Genomic DNA, 18267 nt, shown 5'->3' with positions numbered 1-18267 from the left:
ATATAAATGAAAATTGCTTCGTTGGATATCGATCCACAAAAAGGGTTTACGCCTTTATGTCCTGATGAATTGCCAGTAGTTGATGGTCACAAAATAGCTGACGAATTATTATTTAATCATTCAATGACAGATATCCATATTTTAACTAGAGATGCACATCCCACAAATGCAAAGTGGATAGCAAAAAATGAAACTGAATTCTTTAAGAAAATAGAAGGTGCAAACCTTGATATAAAATGGCCAAGTCATTGTGTTATAGGAACAAAGGGTTTTGAGTTAATTGATGGTTTAATTGAACCTTTCCATTATGACTTCCAGGTATACAAAGGAATTGAAATTGATGCACATCCATATGGCGCTTTATATCATGACTTACAAGAAACACAATCTACTGGGTTAATTGAATTTCTAAGATACCATAATATTAAATGGGTGTTATGTGGTGGATTGGCTTTAGATTACTGTGTTTTTTCAACTATAAATCAGTTAATAAAAAACCAAGTTAAGGTCATTTTAAATTTTAACGCAACAAAATTAGTTGATTTAAACTCTGAAAAAAATATTATTGAGCAACTTAATAAATTAGGAGTTAAAATTTTTTATAACAGAATGGAAATTGAAAATTTTATAACTGAACTTCGTGATAAAGATCATGAATTGAAATAAATTTTCCTATTTAGTTGTTATTTTTGAATTCTTTCATATTTTTTTTTATTTTTTTGGATAATATCTCTCACTGAAGGAGTTATTATGAAAAAACATGAAAGAATTAAAATTATCAGCGATCAAATTAGGATTAAGGGCCAAGTTTCGTTGTTTGATTTATCTCAACAGTTTAACGTTACAATCAGAACAATAAGAAATGATTTAAAAGAACTTCAGACAAAAATTGGTTGTGAAATCTTTCGTGGCGGTGCTAAAAAGAAAAAAATTAATTATGGAAGTTTATATACCTCTGTATATAATAAAAACTTTAATTTAAAAATTAATAATAACTACTTATCAACTCAAAATGATACAAAATCACAAATCTTAAACAGCTCCCAGTCAAATACAGATGATTACAAAAAGATATTTATTCTAGGTTCATTTAATATTGATATTTGTGTTGAAGTGGATGATTTTGCAAGTATTGGTGAGACACTTGCAGCGGAAAGTATTAATTATTATTCAGGTGGCAAGGGTACAAATCAAGCAACAGCAGCATCTTGTATATCAGATAAAGTTCACTTAACTGTAAAAATAGGTAGTGATGCTTTGAGTTTTAAGGCTCAAGAATTTATTAAAAATATCCCATTAATGTCGAGAACTGTATTGATGGATAATGAATATTCAACTGGTCAAGCGGTTATAGTCAGCGCAAAAAAAGCAGGAAATAACAAAGTTTATGCTAATTTGGGAGCCAATCTTCACATAACATTAAATGAAATTGAACAAGATCTATGTCACTTGGATCAAAGTGATATATTATTAACGCAACTTGAAAATAATTTTGATGTAACAAAACATCTTATTCAAAGAGCTCATAATCAGAATATTTTAGTTGTATTAGATCCATCACCACTAAACTTAAATTGCATTCCATTACTTCAGCAAGTTGACATTATTTTACCTAATCAAGTTGAAGCTTCAAAGTTATCTAATATAGAAATACTTAATTACGAAAGTGCTAAAGAAGCGGCTTATAAAATTCATGGGATGGGACCAAAACATGTAATAATCAAGATGTCAAAGGATGGTTGTGTCTATTTTAATGGTGAAAAATTCTGGATTTTCCCTACATATAAATCGTATGTTGTAGATACTTGTGGTGCAGGAGATGCCTTTGCTGGCGCTTTTGTTGGGGAATTGTCTCGAGGAAAAACAATAAAAGAATCGATTAAATTTGCAAATTCATATGCTTCTTTAAAAATTGAAAGAAAAGGAGCATCTAATATGCCAAAAAGAGAATTAGCTATTTCTCGTTTATTAGAAAAAACAAATTAATTAAAAAATAACTTAAATATGGGGAAAAATATGTTTATCGTTCAAACACACATGATGGCAATAATGTTTACCTTCCTGGCTATGATAGGCTGGGGATCTTGGGCAAATACTACTAAATTAGTTGATAATAAGAGGTGGCCTTTCCAATTATTTTATTGGGACTATTCCATAGGTCTTGTATTATTTTCTTTAGCTTTAGGCTTAACATTAGGGTCTACAGGTGATCAGGGACAGTCATTTTTTACAAATCTAACACAGGCAGAAACTTCGTTCATTTTAGACGCTTTCATAGCTGGTGTTGTATTTAATATAGGTAATTTGCTTTTAGTAGCTGCAATTGATTTGGCTGGTATGGCAGTTGCATTTCCTATTGGGGTAGGTCTAGCTTTAGTTTTAGGTACAATTACAAGTTATATTTCTTCACCTTCAGGTAATTTAGCATTAACTTTACTTGGTTTATTTTGCATTACGCTTGCTATAATTTTAAGTGGAGTTGCATCTTCTAGAATGAAGCAAGATGTTTTAAATAAGAAAAAGGGGTTAATCACTGCGATTGCAGCAGGTTTAACGATGGGGTGGTTTGCATCCTTTATTGTGAAATCCATTTCACCTAACCTTGAACAAATTTCTGTTGGAATGTTAACGCCATATACAGCTATATTTATTTTTGCAATTGGAGTTTTTCTATCTAATTTTATCTTAAATGTTTTTGTAATGAAGAAACCGATTTCAGGCAAACCTATTAATGGAAAAGCTTATTTTAAGGGTAGCTTTAAAGAGCATATTGTGGGTATCATTGGTGGTGCTATTTGGTGCTTAGCGACTGCTCTGGTTTATTTATGTGGAAATAAAGCTGGTTATGCAGTAAGTTATGCTCTTGGTCAATGTGCCGCTATGGTTGCATTAATTTGGGGTGTATTTGTTTGGAAAGAATTTAAAGGAGCACCCAAAGGAACGGGTAAATTAATTTTATTTGTATTTATCACTTTTATTGTAGGTATAACTTTTATGATTTTGGCATCTAAATAGGAAGAGATTTTTAATATGAAAAATAAAAACATTGTAGTCTTAGGAAGTGTTAATCAGGATCATTCGATTCAATCTAAATATATTCCTAAAATTGGAGAAACAATTGAGGGCCATAGTCATTTATTAGCATTTGGAGGGAAGGGTGCAAATCAAGCAGTGAGTGCCTCTAGGCTAAAAGGAAATGTGAAATTTATAGCTTGTGTTGGAACAGACTCATTTGGAAGAGATGCTATTCATCAATTTATTGAAGATGGTATGGATACAAAGCACATTGAAGTCTGTAACGGTCAGAATACCGGCATAGCATTAATATTAGTTGATGATAATGGTAATAATATTATATCTATATCTGCGAATGCTAATGCACTATTGACAAAAGATATTGTTGAAAAAAATCATGTTGCTATTCAAAATTCTGACTTGCTTTTAATGCAATTAGAAACACCTATGGATGGTATTGAAAAAGCAATTGATATTGCAAATAAGTCTAATACTAAAATAATTTTGAATCCAGCACCAGCCAAAACTTTATCGGATGATATTTTAAATAGTTTGTATTTAATTACACCCAATGAGACTGAAGCTGAAATATTAACTGGTATTAAAGTCATCAATGAAGAAACGGCAAACGAAGCAGCTAATATTTTATTAGAAAAGGGTGTTGATAATGTAATAATTACTTTGGGTGAAAACGGAGCATTTTTTGCTGATAAAAATGAGCGATATTGTGTCCCTACTATGAAAGTTAAAACGGTTGATACTGTAGCTGCAGGGGATACTTTTAATGGTGCATTAACAGTGGCATTAAGTCAAAATATGACCATGAAAGAGTCTATAAGGTTTGCAAATATCGCAGCTGCCATTTCTGTAACAAAAAATGGAGCACAGCCTTCTATTCCAGATCTAGGGACTGTAATGGCTTCTTTTAAAAGTGATGAAGTGTTAGTGTAATATTTTGTGATATATTAAATAAGATCTTTATATTGCAAATTATAGCTCTAAAAATAAAAGACCTTTGCATTGGTCTTTTATTTTTTTGAACCTTATGAAAAATGATTGGTCATATAATTAAACTATTAGAAATTGAGATAAAAATGAAAAAGTTATTAATTAGTTCGATATATATTTTATGTTTTATGATTCCAACTCTCAGTCATGCAGATGGAATGAATGAGGAAGGGCATAAAATAAAAAAAAATTGGCATAAAGCTGAAGATGTTGCTAAAAAAGATTTACACCAAGTGGGTCATGCCTTTTCTAAGGGCTACCATAAATCTAAAAATTGGGTCAAAAAAGAAACCCATTAAACACTTATTTTACAATTGTACCTAACAAAGTATCCTCTCTAGCACCGGTCACAGAGGGGATATTACCAGAAATTTCCTCATTTCTTATTTTAGCAAGCCATGCAAAGGCTATGGATTCAACACATAGAGGATCAATATTATATTTTAAGCTAGTAGCTATATTAATTTTGTGCAGTTTCCTTTTAAGTCTATGAAGCAAGTCTTTATTTAATGCACCGCCACCACATACAATAACTGTGTTACACTTATTAATATTATTAATTTCATTTGTTATAGATTGAGCAGTTAACTCCGTTAAGGTAGCCATTACGTCTTGTTCAGGAATATGATCAAATTGATTTTTAAGTATGTTTTCTATCCAATTTAGATTAAATTTTTCTCTTCCAGTACTTTTGGGTGCTGGTTTAATAAAATATGGATCTGAAAGTAAAATCTTTAATAATTTCTTATGGACCGTTCCGGTACTAGCCCATTGTCCATTTTGATCGTAATTTAACCCTTTTACTTTCCTAATCCAAGCATCTAAAAGTATATTACCAGGGCCAGTATCATACCCGGTAATAGGCTCGTTTATATATAATTTTGTAATATTAGAAATACCACCAATATTTAAAATAATTCTATTTTCTGTTTCAGATTTGAAAAAATGATTGTGAAAAACAGGAACTAAAGGAGCACCCTGACCACCTAAAGCTATATCTTTTCTTCGAAAATCCCCGATTGTTTTGATGCCAGTTTTTACAGCAATAATGTTCAAATCCCCTAACTGAATTGAAAAAGGGTAAGGACCTTCTGGCGAATGCCAAACAGTTTGACCATGACAACCAATAGCTAAAATCTCTTTTGTATTAATCTTAAATTCACTTGTAAACTTTAAAACAACATTTGCATATAATTGTCCTAATTTATGGTCGATTAAACCTACTTTTTCGATTGTGGTAGAGTTATTTTGACATAAATCAAGAATTTCTTTTTTTAAATCTTGAGGAAATGGATACTCTTTTTGTTGAATTAGGGGGTTTTGAGGTTGGCTAAAATCTGCATGACAAATATCTACGCCATCTAAGCTTGTCCCTGACATCATTCCTATGTATTGTGATTTTTTCATAAATTAATGAGTATCCTTATCGGTTTTTGAGAGTCGATTTTATTGGCAATATTTTTTATAACCAGATTAAAATGGAAAGTAATTTTTCATTTTATGTTACTGTTTTTATATTATTTATTTCTTAAAATCAAGCTTTATATTTTGAGATTATGTTGATGATGAATAGTAATTTTCTCGTTTCCTGTGAATGGTTAAAAGATAATTTATACAATGAAAATATATGTATCTTAGATGCTTCTTTTTTTTTAAAAAATGATAAAAGGGATGGTTTTTTTGAATGGAATTCGAAAAGAATACCTACTTCTCTTTATTTTGATTTTAATAAAAAAATTAAAGAGCACAATAGTCTATTACCAAATATGCTTCCCAGTCCGGAATACTTTTCCGAGCAAGTTGGTTTAATGGGTATTTCGAATAATACACACATCATAATATATGATAATTGTGATTTTTTTTCTGCCCCAAGAGTTTGGTGGATGTTTAAGATCATGGGTCATCAAAAGATCTCTATATTAGATGAGGGTCTCAAAGGGTGGATCGAATTAGGGTATCCAATTGAAGAAAGTCCACCACATTTAAACATAGTTCCGGCTCAATATAATGCAAGTTTTCAATCAAACCTTCTCGCTAATTATGATGATGTAATGTCAGCTTCAATGAATAAAGATTTAATCATTGATGCTCGTTCCCCTGATAGATTTAATGCGCAGAGCAACAATAATCGGGTAGACCACATTCCTCATTCCAAAAACTTATATTATCGTAATCTAGTGAAAAGCAATGAATTTCCATCTCATAAGAATATTTATAAAAATTTTATGAATGTGATTACACCCGAGCAATTAAATGAACATATCATTTATACTTGTGGCTCAGGGGTTACAGCATGTATTTTAGCTTTCTGTGGTTATTGTATAGGGGCTGAAAACTTTTCAATATATGACGGCTCATGGTCAGAGTGGAGTCAAATAAATTAAAGGATAAATTTATGATAGAAATAGAAACTTATGACTTAGATTATAAAATTGATAACAAAAATTATAAGGGCTATGTTGCTCATCCTCAAGAAGCCGAGGCTCTGAACACTATTTTAATTGCTTCAGCCTGGGATGGTAGAAGTGAACTTAGTTGCAAACATGCAGTAAAATTAGCACAACAGGGTTATACCTGCTTTGTTTTAGATGTTTATGGAAATGGGAGGGTTGGGAAAAATCCAGAAGAGAATGAATCTTTAATGAAACCTTTAGTCCAAAATAGAGAAGAACTCCTAAAAAGATTAAAGGGTGGTTATGAAAAGGCAATCCAACTTAAACAAGTAAATGTAGATAAAGTTGTAGCACTTGGATTTTGTTTTGGTGGATTATGTGTTTTAGATATGGCTAGAGCCGGATTAAACCTCAAAGGAGTAGTGTCATTTCATGGATTATACTCAAAGCCCAATGAAACAAATACAGAGATTAATTCTAAAGTATTAATTTTACATGGTTATAAAGATCCTTTGATTGGTGTCATGTCAGGAACAAGTACGCAGCAACAGGTAGTTCTTATTCAGGAAGAATTATCTCTAAGAAATTGTGATTGGCAATTTATTTCTTATGGAGATGGCTATCACGCTTTTACTAATCCAAATGCAAACGATATGAATTCAGGAACCGTGTATGATGCTTTAATATCCAAGCGTTCATGGGATGCTACTCACTTATTTCTAACCGATTGTTTTGGTTGAATTTAATTCGAGTCATTTGTAATTCGGTAAACTAATGGAGATTTGATAATGTATTTAGTTACGGGTGGATCAAGAGGTATTGGTAAATCAACTGTTTTAGATCTCGTTAAATTAGGAAAGTTAGTTGTTTTTACTTACAATCATAATTTAGAGAAAGCTAAAGAAGTTTTGAATGAAGCTGAACAATTAAAAGGCACAGCTATTGCCATAAAAGTTGATTTCTCTGAAGAAGATGAAATCATGGCATTATTTAATGAATTGGATAAATACAAACAACCTTTAATTGGGGTTGTTAACAATGTTGGTATAGTAAAGAAACAGTCCTCAATATTAGATATTTCATTGGACAGATTAAAAGATATTTATAACATTAATGTTTTTGCTAATTTTCTCTGTATAAGGGAGGCTTGTAGAAGAATGTCAACTAGTTTAGGTGGGGCTGGAGGTTCTATTGTTAATGTTTCTTCTCGTGCAAGTGTTCTGGGCTCTCCCAATGAATATGTGGATTATGCATCCACAAAAGGAGCTATCGATACTATGACAATTGGAACAGCAAAAGAATTTGCTGAACAGGGCATTAGAATAAATGCAGTGAGACCAGGTTTAATTAAAACAGATATGCATGCAGATAGTGGAGAGCCTGAGCGAGTAAAACGGTTGGAGCAAACAATTCCATTGAAAAGAGGCGGCTCAGTTCGCGAAGTATCAGAGGCTATATGTTGGTTACTATCCGAAAAGTCAGCGTATGTTACTGGAACGTTTATTGACGTTTCTGGTGGAAGATGATTATTAATAATTTTAATAGAGGTAAAAATGTATAACAAAATAACGAGAAGTGCATATATAGTATTACTAGTATTCTCTTCATTATGTATGAAGGCTAATGCAACTCAGTCTTCAAATTTGATAGAGACTACAGGGACCGCAGAGTTAAAAGTTAAACCCAACACTGCGAAAATCTTCATCTCGATAGAGTCCAATCAAAACATAAAAGATGATGCAAAAAAATGGTAGATCAAATTGTAATCGATATGCAGCAAAAACTTAAAGAGTTGGGAGTTAATAAAAATCAGATTCAACCATTAAGTTTTTCTTTATTACCTCAATATGATCTTCAAAAAGATAATACAAAGAAATTTTCTGGATATGTTGCCAAAAGAAGTTATCAAATTAATCTAGATAATCTAAATCTTGTCAATCAAGTTATGGATTCTTTAGTGAGTTCAAAAGATATCCAAATAAATAGGTTAGATTATGACATTTTAAAACCTGAAATTTATAAAAGAAAAGTTCAAAAATTAGCAGTCAAAAATGCAATTACAAATGCAACAAATATTTCAACAGATTTTGGTTATAAGCTTGGTTCGATAAAATCTATAAAATATAATGTTAATAATTTTTATAAAACAAGTTCTGATTTAAACCTTGTTCAATACGCTGGAAGGGCGTCTAATAGAGACATTAATTTGAGTTATATTCCAAATTATATAATCTTTAAGGACTCTGTTTCAGTTATATACAATATAATAAAGTAATAAATTTAAAATTTATTACTTTATTATGAGATATTTTAGCTTAATTGTTTTATTATTTAGTTTTGCGGTAAAGGCAAAAATTGAAACAGCAATTTTTGCTGGAGGATGTTTTTGGTGTATCCAAAAAGATTTTGATCAAAACTTTAAAAAGGGCATAATTAATTCAACTGTAGGTTATGATGGCGGAATAAAACAGTATCCAACTTATGAAGATGTATCAAGTGGAAAAACAAAATACTTAGAAGTTGTTAAAATAAAATATGATTCAAATATTGTTGGGTACGAGAAGTTACTGAATTTTTTTTTCAGACAGATAGATCCTTATGATGATAGAGGCCAATTCTGTGATAAGGGGTTACAATATACGAGCGCTATATTCTATTTAAATAACCAACAATATAAATTAGCTAAGAAAATATTAGCTGAGACTGATAAATTGAATGAATCACAAATTATTAAAACTAAAATTTTGAAATCAACAACGTTTTATCCAGCAGAAAGTTATCACCAGAAATATTATAAAAAAAATCCAGTTAAATATCAGTTTTATCGATGGAAATGCGGACGAGATGATAAGCTTAAAGATATTTGGGGAAACAGTCCTTTAAAATAAATATATATTATAAATGTGATTTTTTGTCAGTTATAGGCTTGGAATATTTGATTTTTCTTCTTAACAAATGTACAAGGGTATTTTAAATACTTTTTATGCAAATAATTCTTTTAATGAATTACTTTTTCATGTCTTTTAATATCTATGATAGCAAAAGCAGAATTTGATTTTTGTTTCTCAATTTCATCAACAAGATAAACTATATTTGAGAGTTTGAAATTAAATCCAATCACACTAGTTACCGGTTTGGATTTTATTTTTTCAAGAAAATTAATGCTTGATTCTGTAAAGTTCATCAAATCAATTATGATTTTCACATGATAATATGATTCTCTAATAGATTCACTTTGAGAAGACTGTTTTAAATATTTCAGTAAATCATAATGATAGTATGCTAATGAACGTATATACTTATCAATTATATGAGGTTCTATATTAAATTGTTGCATATAACACTCCATAATTTTCAGTATATGTATTAACATAGCAAGTGATTTATAAAATATGTTTATTTTTAATTTTATATTAGATCAGTTTCAAAAGATTCTTGTCCTAAGATAGGTTTTTTATGCATAAAATTGCAATTGTCGTGTATCCAAAATTTTCTTTATTAGATTTGTCTTGTATGACAGAAGTTTTTAATTCTGTTAATAGAAATAGTCCAAAGTATTCGGTAAGTATTTACTCATCTGAAGGGGGAAAGTGTGTATCTGAAGATGGTCTTTCAATATACACATTAAGTTTGCAGAATAATGTTTCCTTGAATTCTTATCAAACCATTATAGTTATGGGAGGAGTGGGTTATGAAAAAGCTTCGCAGGATAAAACTTTAATTGACAGGATAAGTTCGTTAAATAAAAATATAAGAATTGTTGCAATTTGTAGTGGGATATTTTTACTAGCTTATGCAGGCATTTTACGAAATAAAACTGTGACAACACATTGGACCTGTATGCCTCAATTTAAAAAAAAATTTCCTAAGATTAATATATCTGATAAATCGTTATATATTCATGATGGCAATATTTTATCTTCAGCTGGGGGTATTTCAGGTATTGATTTGGCAATTTACATTGTAAAATATGATTTTGGGAAAATCTTAGCGGATAAAACTGCGAAACACTTGATAATATTGTCGGATGAATTAAATACTTCAACTAATAAAAGTTTAAGTTACATTAATCTAAAAAATTCAAGATTTCAAAAATTGCTAAAGCTTTTCCATGAAAATCTTAATATAACATATTCAGTTGAGCACTTGGCTGATACTTGTCATATGAGTTTGAGAAATTTTAACAGACAATTTAAAAAAGAATTTGGCGTAACGCCAAAAAAATATTTAGAAATAATTAGAATAGAAAAAAGCAAGGAATTGTTTAACCAAAATAAACATTTATCACTTGAGCAAGTTGCTTATAAATGTGGTTTTGCTTCCTCAATCTCTTTTAGTCGCGCATTTAAAAGAAATATGAATATCACTCCTAAGCTTTATCTTCAAACTCTATGATTAACCTTATTGAAAATAGTCTTGAAAACTTAATAATTATATACTAAACATATATTAATATTTTTAGTATTTTATTGCCTTATGTTTACTATTGTTCATCGTGATTATTACACAAAAATAATCGTTCATGGAAGGCTAACTCATAAGGATTACATTGAAACTTTAATTCCTGAGATCAATAAATTATCAGAATTAGGTAATATGAAGTTGATGATTAATGCGTTAGAATTTTCAGGAATGCAACCAAGGGCAGTTCTTGACGATCTAAAATTAGGGGTTACAAAAAGAAAAAAAATTGCAAAGCTAGCTATCGTCACAAATAAATCTTGGATGATTTTTCTTGTTGATCTCATCAAACAGATAGTAGCCTCAGAAATTAAAACATATGATAATGAGAAGGATGCATCAGATTGGCTGATGCAAGATTAATTTCATTCTTTTCCTTTTAGAATAACCCATCCTTCGTGCTCACCAGGTTTATTAGATGGAAAGTCAATTTTTTGTACAACTTTGAACTCTTTCCTCGGGTTATTAAGTTTAATAGTTTTTTGAGTATCTTCGCTTCTTAAAATGATATATTTAACTTTTTTTAAATTTAGTTGTTCCAGGGTTGAAAATTTTTTGTAGGAATAATTTTTGATAGACCATTTATAATAAAAATCGAATAGTCCTCTTGTGGTTTCTTTCAAATTTACACCGACGGTATTAATATGATCGCTTGGTGGTATGAATTGATAAACCTTTGTTGCTACTCCTTCAAGATTTCTGGATTTATCTAGAATTGGGTATACATAAAAGTACATTGAAAAATATAAGGATAGTGTTGTATATAAAATTAAATGGACAGCATTTAGACTTTTTCTTTTTAAAAAAATAACCAATAAAGCAGCAAGAGAAACAAAAGGTATCAGTTGTTTGAAACTAATTGTGGACAAATCATTGTAAACATCATGAGGCAGTTTTTCTTGCAAAAAATGAATAAAAAAGGGTGCTAAATTTAAAATAATTACAACAACTGTAAAAATGAATAGTAGAATATATGAATAAACTTTCAACCACTTTGTTTCTAAAAATTTAGATAGATAAAAAGCTGTTATAATTGCCATTAATGGAAGAAGTGGTTGTAAATACATTCCTCTTTTTGTTGAAGCAATACTTAGTATAATCATACTTATAATAAAGCTAAGTGAAACTGTAAACTTTAACCAATCAAATTTCTTAAAAGATTGAATTAATCCAACTATAAATAATGGTGTCCATGGAAGAGTATACTCTAATATTGGGCCAAGATAATAAATATAACTTTTATTGATATGTCCCAATGAAGTTGAGCTTCCTGAAAGTCTCCCAACTTGATTTTCCCAAAACCAAATATTAAATAAATGCTGGCCATTAGGTTCTTTTAGTAGTAAAAATATCCATATTAATATGGGAGTAAGAATAAATATTATGGAAAAGATATGTATAAAAATTAATTTTAATATTTGTCCTTTATTTTTTAAAATATAGTTGATTAAAAAAATTAACCAAAAACTAAAAATAAAAACGAATGCTATAGGACCCTTACACATAAATGCAAAACTAGACGCCATACTTGCAATAAATAAATAATACAGTTTCTTCTTTAAGAAGCTGTATGCTATAGCCCAAAAAGCAATCATAATAAAAAGTGAAAGACCTATATCAGCTCGAATCCAAGAGGATTGCATTACAAATCCTTCAAATGTACCCATAATTATGATGGTTAATAATGCTCTTTTTGAATCCATTAAGATTTCAGCTAATTTAAACAAGAAGTATAGTGTTAACAAAATCAAAAAGCTGTTAAAAAGACGTAATGTTTCTAAAGCACCAAAATTAAAATATTTCATAAAAAATGCTGCTAGAATCCCATAAAAAGGGGGTTTTTCCATAAAAGGTTCAGTACCTAAAATTGGGACTACGAAATTATTTGATGAAATCATATGTTGGATGATACCAGCTACTCTAGCTTCATCTGGATTCCATAGTCCTCGAGTTAAATTTCCGATTAAGGTAAAAAAAATTATGGCAAAAAAGGCAATCAAATAGATTTGATTAGTTTTAAAGTCTTTATTCATAGTTTTAAATATTTCTCTATTTAATTGAGATTATTTGAAAGGAAGTTATTAATCACTTGGCTTTAATTCTTCAAAATTAACTTCATATGAAGAAAATTTTCTAATATTCAATACGCCATTATCAAAAATAAGATATTGACCTTTAATTCCTTTTAAAACCCCTTCAATTATAGGTGTTTTGTCAAAGTTAAGCGAGTTAATTTTTTTTGGATGCTGGTTTACGGGAAAATCAAGGTTTACAATTTCTTCACTTAAAATCTTAATTGTACTATCACCAAAACTTTGCCTTAACTCATCAAGTTTAGGTTGGATTTTTAAAATAATTTCTTTTGAAATTTGTTTTAAGTTAAGTTTTTCTGGCTCCTCTTTTAACATCACTCTCCAATTTGTTTTATCAGAAATGAACTTTGAAATTTCCACTTCAATCAAGCCAGATAGCTGTCTATTTGCTACTTCAATGATAGGCAATGCTTGAATTGCGCCTTGGTCAACCCAACGTGTGGGTATCTGCGTGCCTCTAGTAATACCAACTTTTAATCCAGAAGTGTTAGACAAATAAACAATATGATTTGTCATACAGTTTTTTTCACCCCAATGAGGCTCTCTGCAGGTACCTTTATCATAATGACACAATTCAGGTTTGACTATACATATGTCACAACAAGCTAGTTTTTTCATACAAGGAAAACAAAAACCTTGAGAATAACTTTTTTTAGTGAGTCGATTACATTTAGCACAAAATATCTTACCAGTAAAAGACAGGCGAATTTTTTTATCAAAATATTGTTTTAAATCTATAGACTCGTCATTTAAAGGCATAAAATAATTTATTTGAGTGTTTTTTAGAATAGACTGTAATTTTTTAACTTTACCGGTGACCAAGTTTATACCTTAATAATTATTCATTTGAATTTTATCATATCATTATGTTTATAATTTTCTTACATACTCTATAAATATTCGATAATTATATCATAAATATCTGCTCTCTAGATGCTCTTTAAAATATTGAGGGTTTAAAGATTCATTGGTAGCTTGCATAATTACATCATTTGTCTCCAATAAACTTCCTTTTTCCCATATATTTTTTGAAAGCCATTTAAAAATTGGTGCTAAATTTTTTTGAGATAGACATTCATTGACATCGATTTGATTTTTTATAGTAGCCATAAATTGTGCTGCATACATTGCTCCTAAAGTGTAACTTGGAAAATAACCAAAAGATCCATCCGTCCAATGTATATCTTGCATACAACCATTTTTGTAGTTTCCCTTGGTACTTAAATTAAGATATTTTTTCATTTTCAAATCCCAGATCTCTGGTATATCTTTATAGGAAACTTTCTTATTCATTAAATCTTTTTCAATTTCATATCTGAGTATAATATGAGCAGGATATGTGACTTCATCAGCATCTACACGAATATAATCTGGTTGGACCCGCGTATAGATTTTTTTTAGATTATCCTTAGTAAAAATTTTTTGTTTATTCTGCTTAAAAATATTTTGTGCCAATGGTGCTAAATAACTGATAAATTCACTACTACGACCTATTTGCATCTCAAAAAATAAAGATTGAGACTCATGAATGCCCATTGATCTTGCTTGTCCAGCGGGAAGACCTCGATACTTTTGTGGTAGTCCTTGTTCATATCTTGCATGACCAGTTTCGTGAATAATACCCATTAAGGATTGAATAAAATCATTTTCATCATATCTTGTTGTAATTCTAATATCTTGAGACGTTCCACCACAAAAAGGGTGAAGGCTAATATCGAGTCGGCCTGAATTAAAATCAAACCCAAGTGTTTTCATAACTTTTAATCCCATTTCTTTTTGTTGTTTAATGGGAAAGGTGCCTTCTGGCTTGATATAGGGTTCGTTTTGCTGTTTTTGTTGTACTTGATTAATAAGATTTGGAAGCCAACATTTGATATTGTTAAAAATATTATCAAGTTCATTTGTGGACATGCCTGGTTCATAGAGATTTAACATAGCGTTATATGGAGTTGTTTGCAGTGCTTCAGCTCTAATTTGTGCCTCTTCTTGAGATAGTTCAACAACAGTTTTAAAGTTTTGACTAAAGCTAATCCAGTCATTTTCTTCTCGTTGAGTACGCCAAGCATGTTCACACTTTGCACCAGCAAGAGCTTTAGCTTGAACAAGATCATCTGTTAAGATATTGGAATTACTCCACGATCTTTTAATTTCATTCAAACAAGATTGTTCTTCAGAAGTGCTGATTTCATTATATGCTAGATCAATTAGTTCAGGAATGATTGGATTTTTTGATAATTGATGAATATGAAGTGATAATTCAGCCATATCCTCAGCTCTTGCTTCACTGCTACCGGAAGGCATCATTGTTGCTTGATCCCAGTGCATTATAGCCTCAATATTTTTAAATTTGCTGATTTTTTTATAGATAGACTTTAATTTGAAGTAATTTTTCATGTTCTCAATTTTTAAAATTATAAATTATATATTAATATAATTTATAAATTACTTAAATGAAACCTCATTCATTTAAGAAGAGGTTTTTTTAAATTTTTAATTTTGGACTATTTTTTTTGGCTTTTTCCCGTCATGGCCGCCGTTGTGTCCACCGTTATGTCCTCCATTGTGTCCACCATTATGTCCGCCATTGTGTCCACCATTATGTCCGCCATTGTGTCCGCCATTGTGTCCGCCATTGTGTCCGCCATTGTGTCCGCCATTGTGTCCGCCATTGTGTCCGCCATTGTGTCCGCCATTGTGTCCGCCACCGTTATGTCCACCATGTCCACCATGTCCACCATGTCCACCATGTCCACCATGTCCACCATGTCCACCATGTCCACCATGTCCACCATGTCCACCATGTCCGCCATGTCCACCATGTCCACCATGATGCCAATGATGCCTGTGGTGCCATCTCCAATCATCATGATGGTGTCTCCAATGATCGTTGTGATGTCTCCCATGATCGTGGTGGTGCCTACCAAAGCCACCAGCACCAATTGCTATTTTATTACCATGGTCTCGAAAGACAAATCTAAATCCATCGGCATAAGAAGGCGCTATAAATGTGATAGATAAAGCAACAACTGCGGCTGCACTTAAACATAACTTTTTCATAATACCTCCTACACTTAGTTTTTAATAACAATTTTTCCATGAGGATAGTGACAACGATGATGTTTACAATTACGTTTATCCACAACCACACAACCGCTCAAAAAAGATATACCTACGAAAATAAGGATTCCCTTAATTAAATTATTTTTCATTGTGTCTAATTCCTAATTTAGTATCTTTTAATGACTTTTTTAGTTACACATCTGTGGTGGTTACAATGTTGTTTTTTTACGACTGTTCTGCCGTGATGTCTCCAATGATCGTGATGATGTCTGTGATGATGCCTGTGATGATGTCCACCACCACCAATTGCAATTTTATTTCCATGATCTCTTAATACAAATTTAAAACTATCAGCCATTGCAGAAGAAGAAATGACAGCAAAAATCGAGCTAATTACTATAATTTTTGAAATTTTTTTAAACACAAGAACCTCCTAAGACAGCAAAAACGGTCTAGAATAATAAAATAATTTAGGGTTTAAAAAGAGCCTGGCATAGCTCTTTTTTTAGGGTTTCAGATTAAGAGTTATTTAATGACAACAACTTTATCTGGCCAATTACGATTAAGGTATTGAGTTCGCTTTACTTTCTTGCATTGATGATAGTGATGCTTACATACATTTTTTACGATAATTCTTTCGTGAACACCATGGTGCCATCTATATTTTACATGCTCAGTAACATGTTTTGCAGAAGCATTTGCACTTATTATTGATGCTGAAATAACAGCCAAAGAAATTAATAGTTTTTTCATTTTTATTATCCTCAATTAATATTTTTTAACAACTTTTTTTGTTACACATTTATGATGATTACAATGTTCTTTTTTTATTACAGTTTTTCCATGTTCTCTATGGTGATGGTGATGTCTATCATAATCATTTCCAACAATTTTTACGCCATGATTTCCTATTACGATTTTGCCATTAGGTCCGGCTAACTTGATTTTTTCAGCATTTGCAACAGAAGAAACTGCAAATACTGACAGTAAACTTATCAAAACAATAGATTTTTTCATTTGTACTTTCCTATACTTATTTTTTATTGATATTTAAAACATGGTTTTATTCTATTTTGAAAAGAAAATTTATCAATTAGATTTACATTTATTTACATATTTTTATCAAAAGAGTTAGTTATGTAAATGAAGTGTAAATTTAAGGTCAGCGAAATGAAAAAATTTTAGAGACTTTATGTATAAAAAGGATAATCCTAAGTTTTAGACTCTTTGCATGCAACAATTATCAATACTTGATCTTACTAAAATGTTATATCTTTACATATAAAGACCAAGTATTTGACATGTATTTATTTATCAAATTGTTTAATTAGAACAGATGTATCCATGAGATTAAAGCCTTCGTTTTGTAATAGCTCGTAATGTTCATCGACTTGTTTGGTCAGAGGTAATTCTAGATTATTTTGTTTTGCATAGTCCAAACAAAAACCTAAATCTTTTCTCATCCAGTCAATTTTGAAACCGAAATCAAATTGATTTTTTGACATGGTTTTGGCTCTATTTTCTAATTGCCATGAACCTGCCGCACCATTTTTGAGCGTATTCACGAGTTTATCTATGTCTAGATTTGCTTTTTTTGCAAGTGAAAGTCCTTCAGATAAACCCTGAAGGATACCAGCAATACATATTTGATTTACCATTTTAGTCAGTTGACCATAACCATTGTCTCCCATAAGCACAATGCTATTGGAATAAAAAGATAGTAAAGGTTTTATTTGTTCAAAAATTTTATCTTTTCCACCAGCCATGATTGTGACATTCCCATTGATTGCACCTTGTTCACCTCCTGATATAGGGGCATCAATAAAAGAACAATTATTTTTATTGCATAAATTATTGGCATGCTTGGCCATTTGAAAAGATGTGGTGGTATGATCAACAATTATAGTGTTTGGTCTTGCTGTTTTTAAAACTTCTAAAATTACTTCGTTTAAATCATTATCATTCCCTACGCAAGTAAATATGACTTCACATTCCTTTGCTAAGTCAGAAATTGTTAAAGCTTTAGAGCCTGTGTATTCACTGAGCCACTTTTGAGCTTTATTCTCATTTCTATTATAAACTGTTATGTTATGTGTACTTTTTGAAAGGTATCCTGCTAAGTGGTATCCCATTGTACCCAGACCAATAAACCCGATATTCATTGAAACTCCTAAGTCTTAATCTCTGTGTAAAAAAAATTTATATCATAATTTTTAATTTTATTAAATTTAAAAATT

The 18267-nt window shown here is 30.6% G+C and carries 23 protein-coding genes; 13 read left to right on the top strand and 10 right to left on the bottom strand.

Annotated elements, in window-relative coordinates; genetic code table 11:
• Window positions 1–6: 6 nt before the first annotated feature.
• The 5 genes from CF386_RS10710 (at window position 7) to CF386_RS10690 (ending at window position 4322) form a co-directional block, all read left to right on the top strand.
• Window positions 7–666, top strand: coding sequence for an isochorismatase family protein (locus CF386_RS10710; RefSeq protein WP_089074428.1), 660 nt, complete (start codon window positions 7–9; stop codon window positions 664–666).
• Between the two features lie 84 nt (window positions 667–750).
• Entirely contained in the window at window positions 751–1986 is a 1236-nt protein-coding gene (locus CF386_RS10705) for a PfkB family carbohydrate kinase (protein ID WP_089074427.1), read from the top strand.
• Between the two features lie 30 nt (window positions 1987–2016).
• Window positions 2017–3015 (top strand): GRP family sugar transporter, encoded by a 999-nt coding sequence (locus CF386_RS10700; RefSeq protein ID WP_089074426.1) that lies wholly within the window; start codon window positions 2017–2019, stop codon window positions 3013–3015.
• Between the two features lie 15 nt (window positions 3016–3030).
• Window positions 3031–3966 carry a ribokinase gene (gene rbsK / locus CF386_RS10695; protein ID WP_089074425.1) on the top strand — a complete coding sequence of 312 codons (936 nt, stop codon included), beginning with the start codon at window positions 3031–3033 and terminating at the stop codon, window positions 3964–3966.
• 143 nt (window positions 3967–4109) lie between these two features.
• Window positions 4110–4322: a hypothetical protein gene (locus CF386_RS10690; protein WP_145955052.1), complete on the top strand. Its 213-nt coding sequence runs from the start codon at window positions 4110–4112 to the stop codon at window positions 4320–4322.
• A gap of 4 nt (window positions 4323–4326) precedes the next feature.
• On the opposite strand, the gene CF386_RS10685 is transcribed toward CF386_RS10690, so the two are convergent.
• A complete protein-coding gene (locus CF386_RS10685; RefSeq protein ID WP_089074423.1) occupies window positions 4327–5430 on the bottom strand; it encodes an anhydro-N-acetylmuramic acid kinase in 1104 nt (367 codons plus the stop codon).
• 155 nt (window positions 5431–5585) lie between these two features.
• Here CF386_RS10685 and CF386_RS10680 point away from each other — a divergent pair, with 155 nt between their 5' ends.
• From CF386_RS10680 to msrA, 6 genes are read left to right on the top strand one after another with little or no spacing between them, the layout of a single operon-like run.
• Window positions 5586–6407 (top strand): sulfurtransferase, encoded by an 822-nt coding sequence (locus CF386_RS10680; RefSeq protein WP_158522391.1) that lies wholly within the window; start codon window positions 5586–5588, stop codon window positions 6405–6407.
• 11 nt (window positions 6408–6418) lie between these two features.
• Entirely contained in the window at window positions 6419–7156 is a 738-nt protein-coding gene (locus CF386_RS10675; protein ID WP_158522390.1) for a dienelactone hydrolase family protein, read from the top strand.
• A gap of 48 nt (window positions 7157–7204) precedes the next feature.
• Window positions 7205–7942, top strand: a complete 738-nt coding sequence (locus CF386_RS10670) for an SDR family oxidoreductase (protein WP_089074420.1) — start codon at window positions 7205–7207, stop codon at window positions 7940–7942.
• Window positions 7943–7969: 27 nt separating this feature from the next.
• Complete coding sequence (locus CF386_RS10665; RefSeq protein WP_089074419.1) at window positions 7970–8170, top strand: SIMPL domain-containing protein; 201 nt, start codon at window positions 7970–7972, stop codon at window positions 8168–8170.
• Complete coding sequence (locus CF386_RS10660; RefSeq protein ID WP_089074418.1) at window positions 8164–8691, top strand: SIMPL domain-containing protein; 528 nt, start codon at window positions 8164–8166, stop codon at window positions 8689–8691. The genes CF386_RS10665 and CF386_RS10660 overlap by 7 nt, the downstream gene beginning before the upstream one ends.
• 25 nt (window positions 8692–8716) lie before the next feature.
• Complete coding sequence (gene msrA / locus CF386_RS10655) at window positions 8717–9304, top strand: peptide-methionine (S)-S-oxide reductase MsrA (RefSeq protein ID WP_089074417.1); 588 nt, start codon at window positions 8717–8719, stop codon at window positions 9302–9304.
• Window positions 9305–9414: 110 nt separating this feature from the next.
• On the opposite strand, the gene CF386_RS10650 is transcribed toward msrA, so the two are convergent.
• Window positions 9415–9753 carry a hypothetical protein gene (locus CF386_RS10650; RefSeq protein WP_089074416.1) on the bottom strand — a complete coding sequence of 113 codons (339 nt, stop codon included), beginning with the start codon at window positions 9751–9753 and terminating at the stop codon, window positions 9415–9417.
• A gap of 119 nt (window positions 9754–9872) precedes the next feature.
• Here CF386_RS10650 and CF386_RS10645 point away from each other — a divergent pair, with 119 nt between their 5' ends.
• Together CF386_RS10645 and CF386_RS10640 are read left to right on the top strand one after the other, a co-directional pair.
• Entirely contained in the window at window positions 9873–10811 is a 939-nt protein-coding gene (locus CF386_RS10645) for a GlxA family transcriptional regulator (protein ID WP_089074415.1), read from the top strand.
• An 81-nt stretch (window positions 10812–10892) separates the two neighbouring features.
• Complete coding sequence (locus CF386_RS10640; RefSeq protein ID WP_089074414.1) at window positions 10893–11240, top strand: SpoIIAA family protein; 348 nt, start codon at window positions 10893–10895, stop codon at window positions 11238–11240.
• A 2-nt stretch (window positions 11241–11242) separates the two neighbouring features.
• Here the strand turns inward: CF386_RS10640 and CF386_RS10635 are convergent, their stop codons facing one another.
• From CF386_RS10635 to CF386_RS10600, 8 genes are all read right to left on the bottom strand, one after another.
• The gene (locus CF386_RS10635; RefSeq protein WP_089074413.1) at window positions 11243–12910 is read right to left on the bottom strand and encodes an ArnT family glycosyltransferase; all 1668 of its coding nucleotides are present in this window, start codon (window positions 12908–12910) and stop codon (window positions 11243–11245) included.
• Window positions 12911–12958: 48 nt separating this feature from the next.
• Entirely contained in the window at window positions 12959–13798 is an 840-nt protein-coding gene (locus tag CF386_RS10630; RefSeq protein WP_225971798.1) for a DUF2797 domain-containing protein, read from the bottom strand.
• Window positions 13799–13882: 84 nt separating this feature from the next.
• Window positions 13883–15364 carry a carboxypeptidase M32 gene (locus tag CF386_RS10625; protein ID WP_089074412.1) on the bottom strand — a complete coding sequence of 494 codons (1482 nt, stop codon included), beginning with the start codon at window positions 15362–15364 and terminating at the stop codon, window positions 13883–13885.
• A 96-nt stretch (window positions 15365–15460) separates the two neighbouring features.
• Complete coding sequence (locus tag CF386_RS12875; protein WP_158522389.1) at window positions 15461–16027, bottom strand: hypothetical protein; 567 nt, start codon at window positions 16025–16027, stop codon at window positions 15461–15463.
• Between the two features lie 169 nt (window positions 16028–16196).
• Entirely contained in the window at window positions 16197–16454 is a 258-nt protein-coding gene (locus CF386_RS10615; RefSeq protein ID WP_089074411.1) for a hypothetical protein, read from the bottom strand.
• Between the two features lie 101 nt (window positions 16455–16555).
• Window positions 16556–16783 carry a hypothetical protein gene (locus CF386_RS10610; protein WP_089074410.1) on the bottom strand — a complete coding sequence of 76 codons (228 nt, stop codon included), beginning with the start codon at window positions 16781–16783 and terminating at the stop codon, window positions 16556–16558.
• A gap of 15 nt (window positions 16784–16798) precedes the next feature.
• Window positions 16799–17047: a hypothetical protein gene (locus tag CF386_RS10605; RefSeq protein ID WP_089074409.1), complete on the bottom strand. Its 249-nt coding sequence runs from the start codon at window positions 17045–17047 to the stop codon at window positions 16799–16801.
• A 290-nt stretch (window positions 17048–17337) separates the two neighbouring features.
• The gene (locus tag CF386_RS10600; protein ID WP_089074408.1) at window positions 17338–18192 is read right to left on the bottom strand and encodes an NAD(P)-dependent oxidoreductase; all 855 of its coding nucleotides are present in this window, start codon (window positions 18190–18192) and stop codon (window positions 17338–17340) included.
• Window positions 18193–18267: the final 75 nt, after the last annotated feature.

The sequence above is a fragment of the Paraphotobacterium marinum genome (assembly GCF_002216855.1).
Lineage (GTDB): Bacteria > Pseudomonadota > Gammaproteobacteria > Enterobacterales > Vibrionaceae > Paraphotobacterium > Paraphotobacterium marinum.
Note: the sequence above shows the minus strand (reverse complement) of the source record. Positions and strands in the feature narration are given on the sequence as shown.

Bases quoted from the DNA above. Each gene is read 5' to 3' on its own strand.
- CF386_RS10710 (WP_089074428.1), top strand. From the start codon at position 7: ATGAAAATTGCTTCGTTGGATATCGATCCACAAAAAGGGTTTACGCCT.
- CF386_RS10705 (WP_089074427.1), top strand. From the start codon at position 751: ATGAAAAAACATGAAAGAATTAAAATTATCAGCGATCAAATTAGGATT.
- CF386_RS10700 (WP_089074426.1), top strand. From the start codon at position 2,017: ATGTTTATCGTTCAAACACACATGATGGCAATAATGTTTACCTTCCTG.
- rbsK (WP_089074425.1), top strand. From the start codon at position 3,031: ATGAAAAATAAAAACATTGTAGTCTTAGGAAGTGTTAATCAGGATCAT.
- CF386_RS10690 (WP_145955052.1), top strand. From the start codon at position 4,110: ATGAAAAAGTTATTAATTAGTTCGATATATATTTTATGTTTTATGATT.
- CF386_RS10685 (WP_089074423.1), bottom strand. From the start codon at position 5,430: ATGAAAAAATCACAATACATAGGAATGATGTCAGGGACAAGCTTAGAT.
- CF386_RS10680 (WP_158522391.1), top strand. From the start codon at position 5,586: ATGATGAATAGTAATTTTCTCGTTTCCTGTGAATGGTTAAAAGATAAT.
- CF386_RS10675 (WP_158522390.1), top strand. From the start codon at position 6,419: ATGATAGAAATAGAAACTTATGACTTAGATTATAAAATTGATAACAAA.
- CF386_RS10670 (WP_089074420.1), top strand. From the start codon at position 7,205: ATGTATTTAGTTACGGGTGGATCAAGAGGTATTGGTAAATCAACTGTT.
- CF386_RS10665 (WP_089074419.1), top strand. From the start codon at position 7,970: ATGTATAACAAAATAACGAGAAGTGCATATATAGTATTACTAGTATTC.
- CF386_RS10660 (WP_089074418.1), top strand. From the start codon at position 8,164: ATGGTAGATCAAATTGTAATCGATATGCAGCAAAAACTTAAAGAGTTG.
- msrA (WP_089074417.1), top strand. From the start codon at position 8,717: ATGAGATATTTTAGCTTAATTGTTTTATTATTTAGTTTTGCGGTAAAG.
- CF386_RS10650 (WP_089074416.1), bottom strand. From the start codon at position 9,753: ATGCAACAATTTAATATAGAACCTCATATAATTGATAAGTATATACGT.
- CF386_RS10645 (WP_089074415.1), top strand. From the start codon at position 9,873: ATGCATAAAATTGCAATTGTCGTGTATCCAAAATTTTCTTTATTAGAT.
- CF386_RS10640 (WP_089074414.1), top strand. From the start codon at position 10,893: ATGTTTACTATTGTTCATCGTGATTATTACACAAAAATAATCGTTCAT.
- CF386_RS10635 (WP_089074413.1), bottom strand. From the start codon at position 12,910: ATGAATAAAGACTTTAAAACTAATCAAATCTATTTGATTGCCTTTTTT.
- CF386_RS10625 (WP_089074412.1), bottom strand. From the start codon at position 15,364: ATGAAAAATTACTTCAAATTAAAGTCTATCTATAAAAAAATCAGCAAA.
- CF386_RS12875 (WP_158522389.1), bottom strand. From the start codon at position 16,027: ATGAAAAAGTTATGTTTAAGTGCAGCCGCAGTTGTTGCTTTATCTATC.
- CF386_RS10610 (WP_089074410.1), bottom strand. From the start codon at position 16,783: ATGAAAAAACTATTAATTTCTTTGGCTGTTATTTCAGCATCAATAATA.
- CF386_RS10605 (WP_089074409.1), bottom strand. From the start codon at position 17,047: ATGAAAAAATCTATTGTTTTGATAAGTTTACTGTCAGTATTTGCAGTT.
- CF386_RS10600 (WP_089074408.1), bottom strand. From the start codon at position 18,192: ATGAATATCGGGTTTATTGGTCTGGGTACAATGGGATACCACTTAGCA.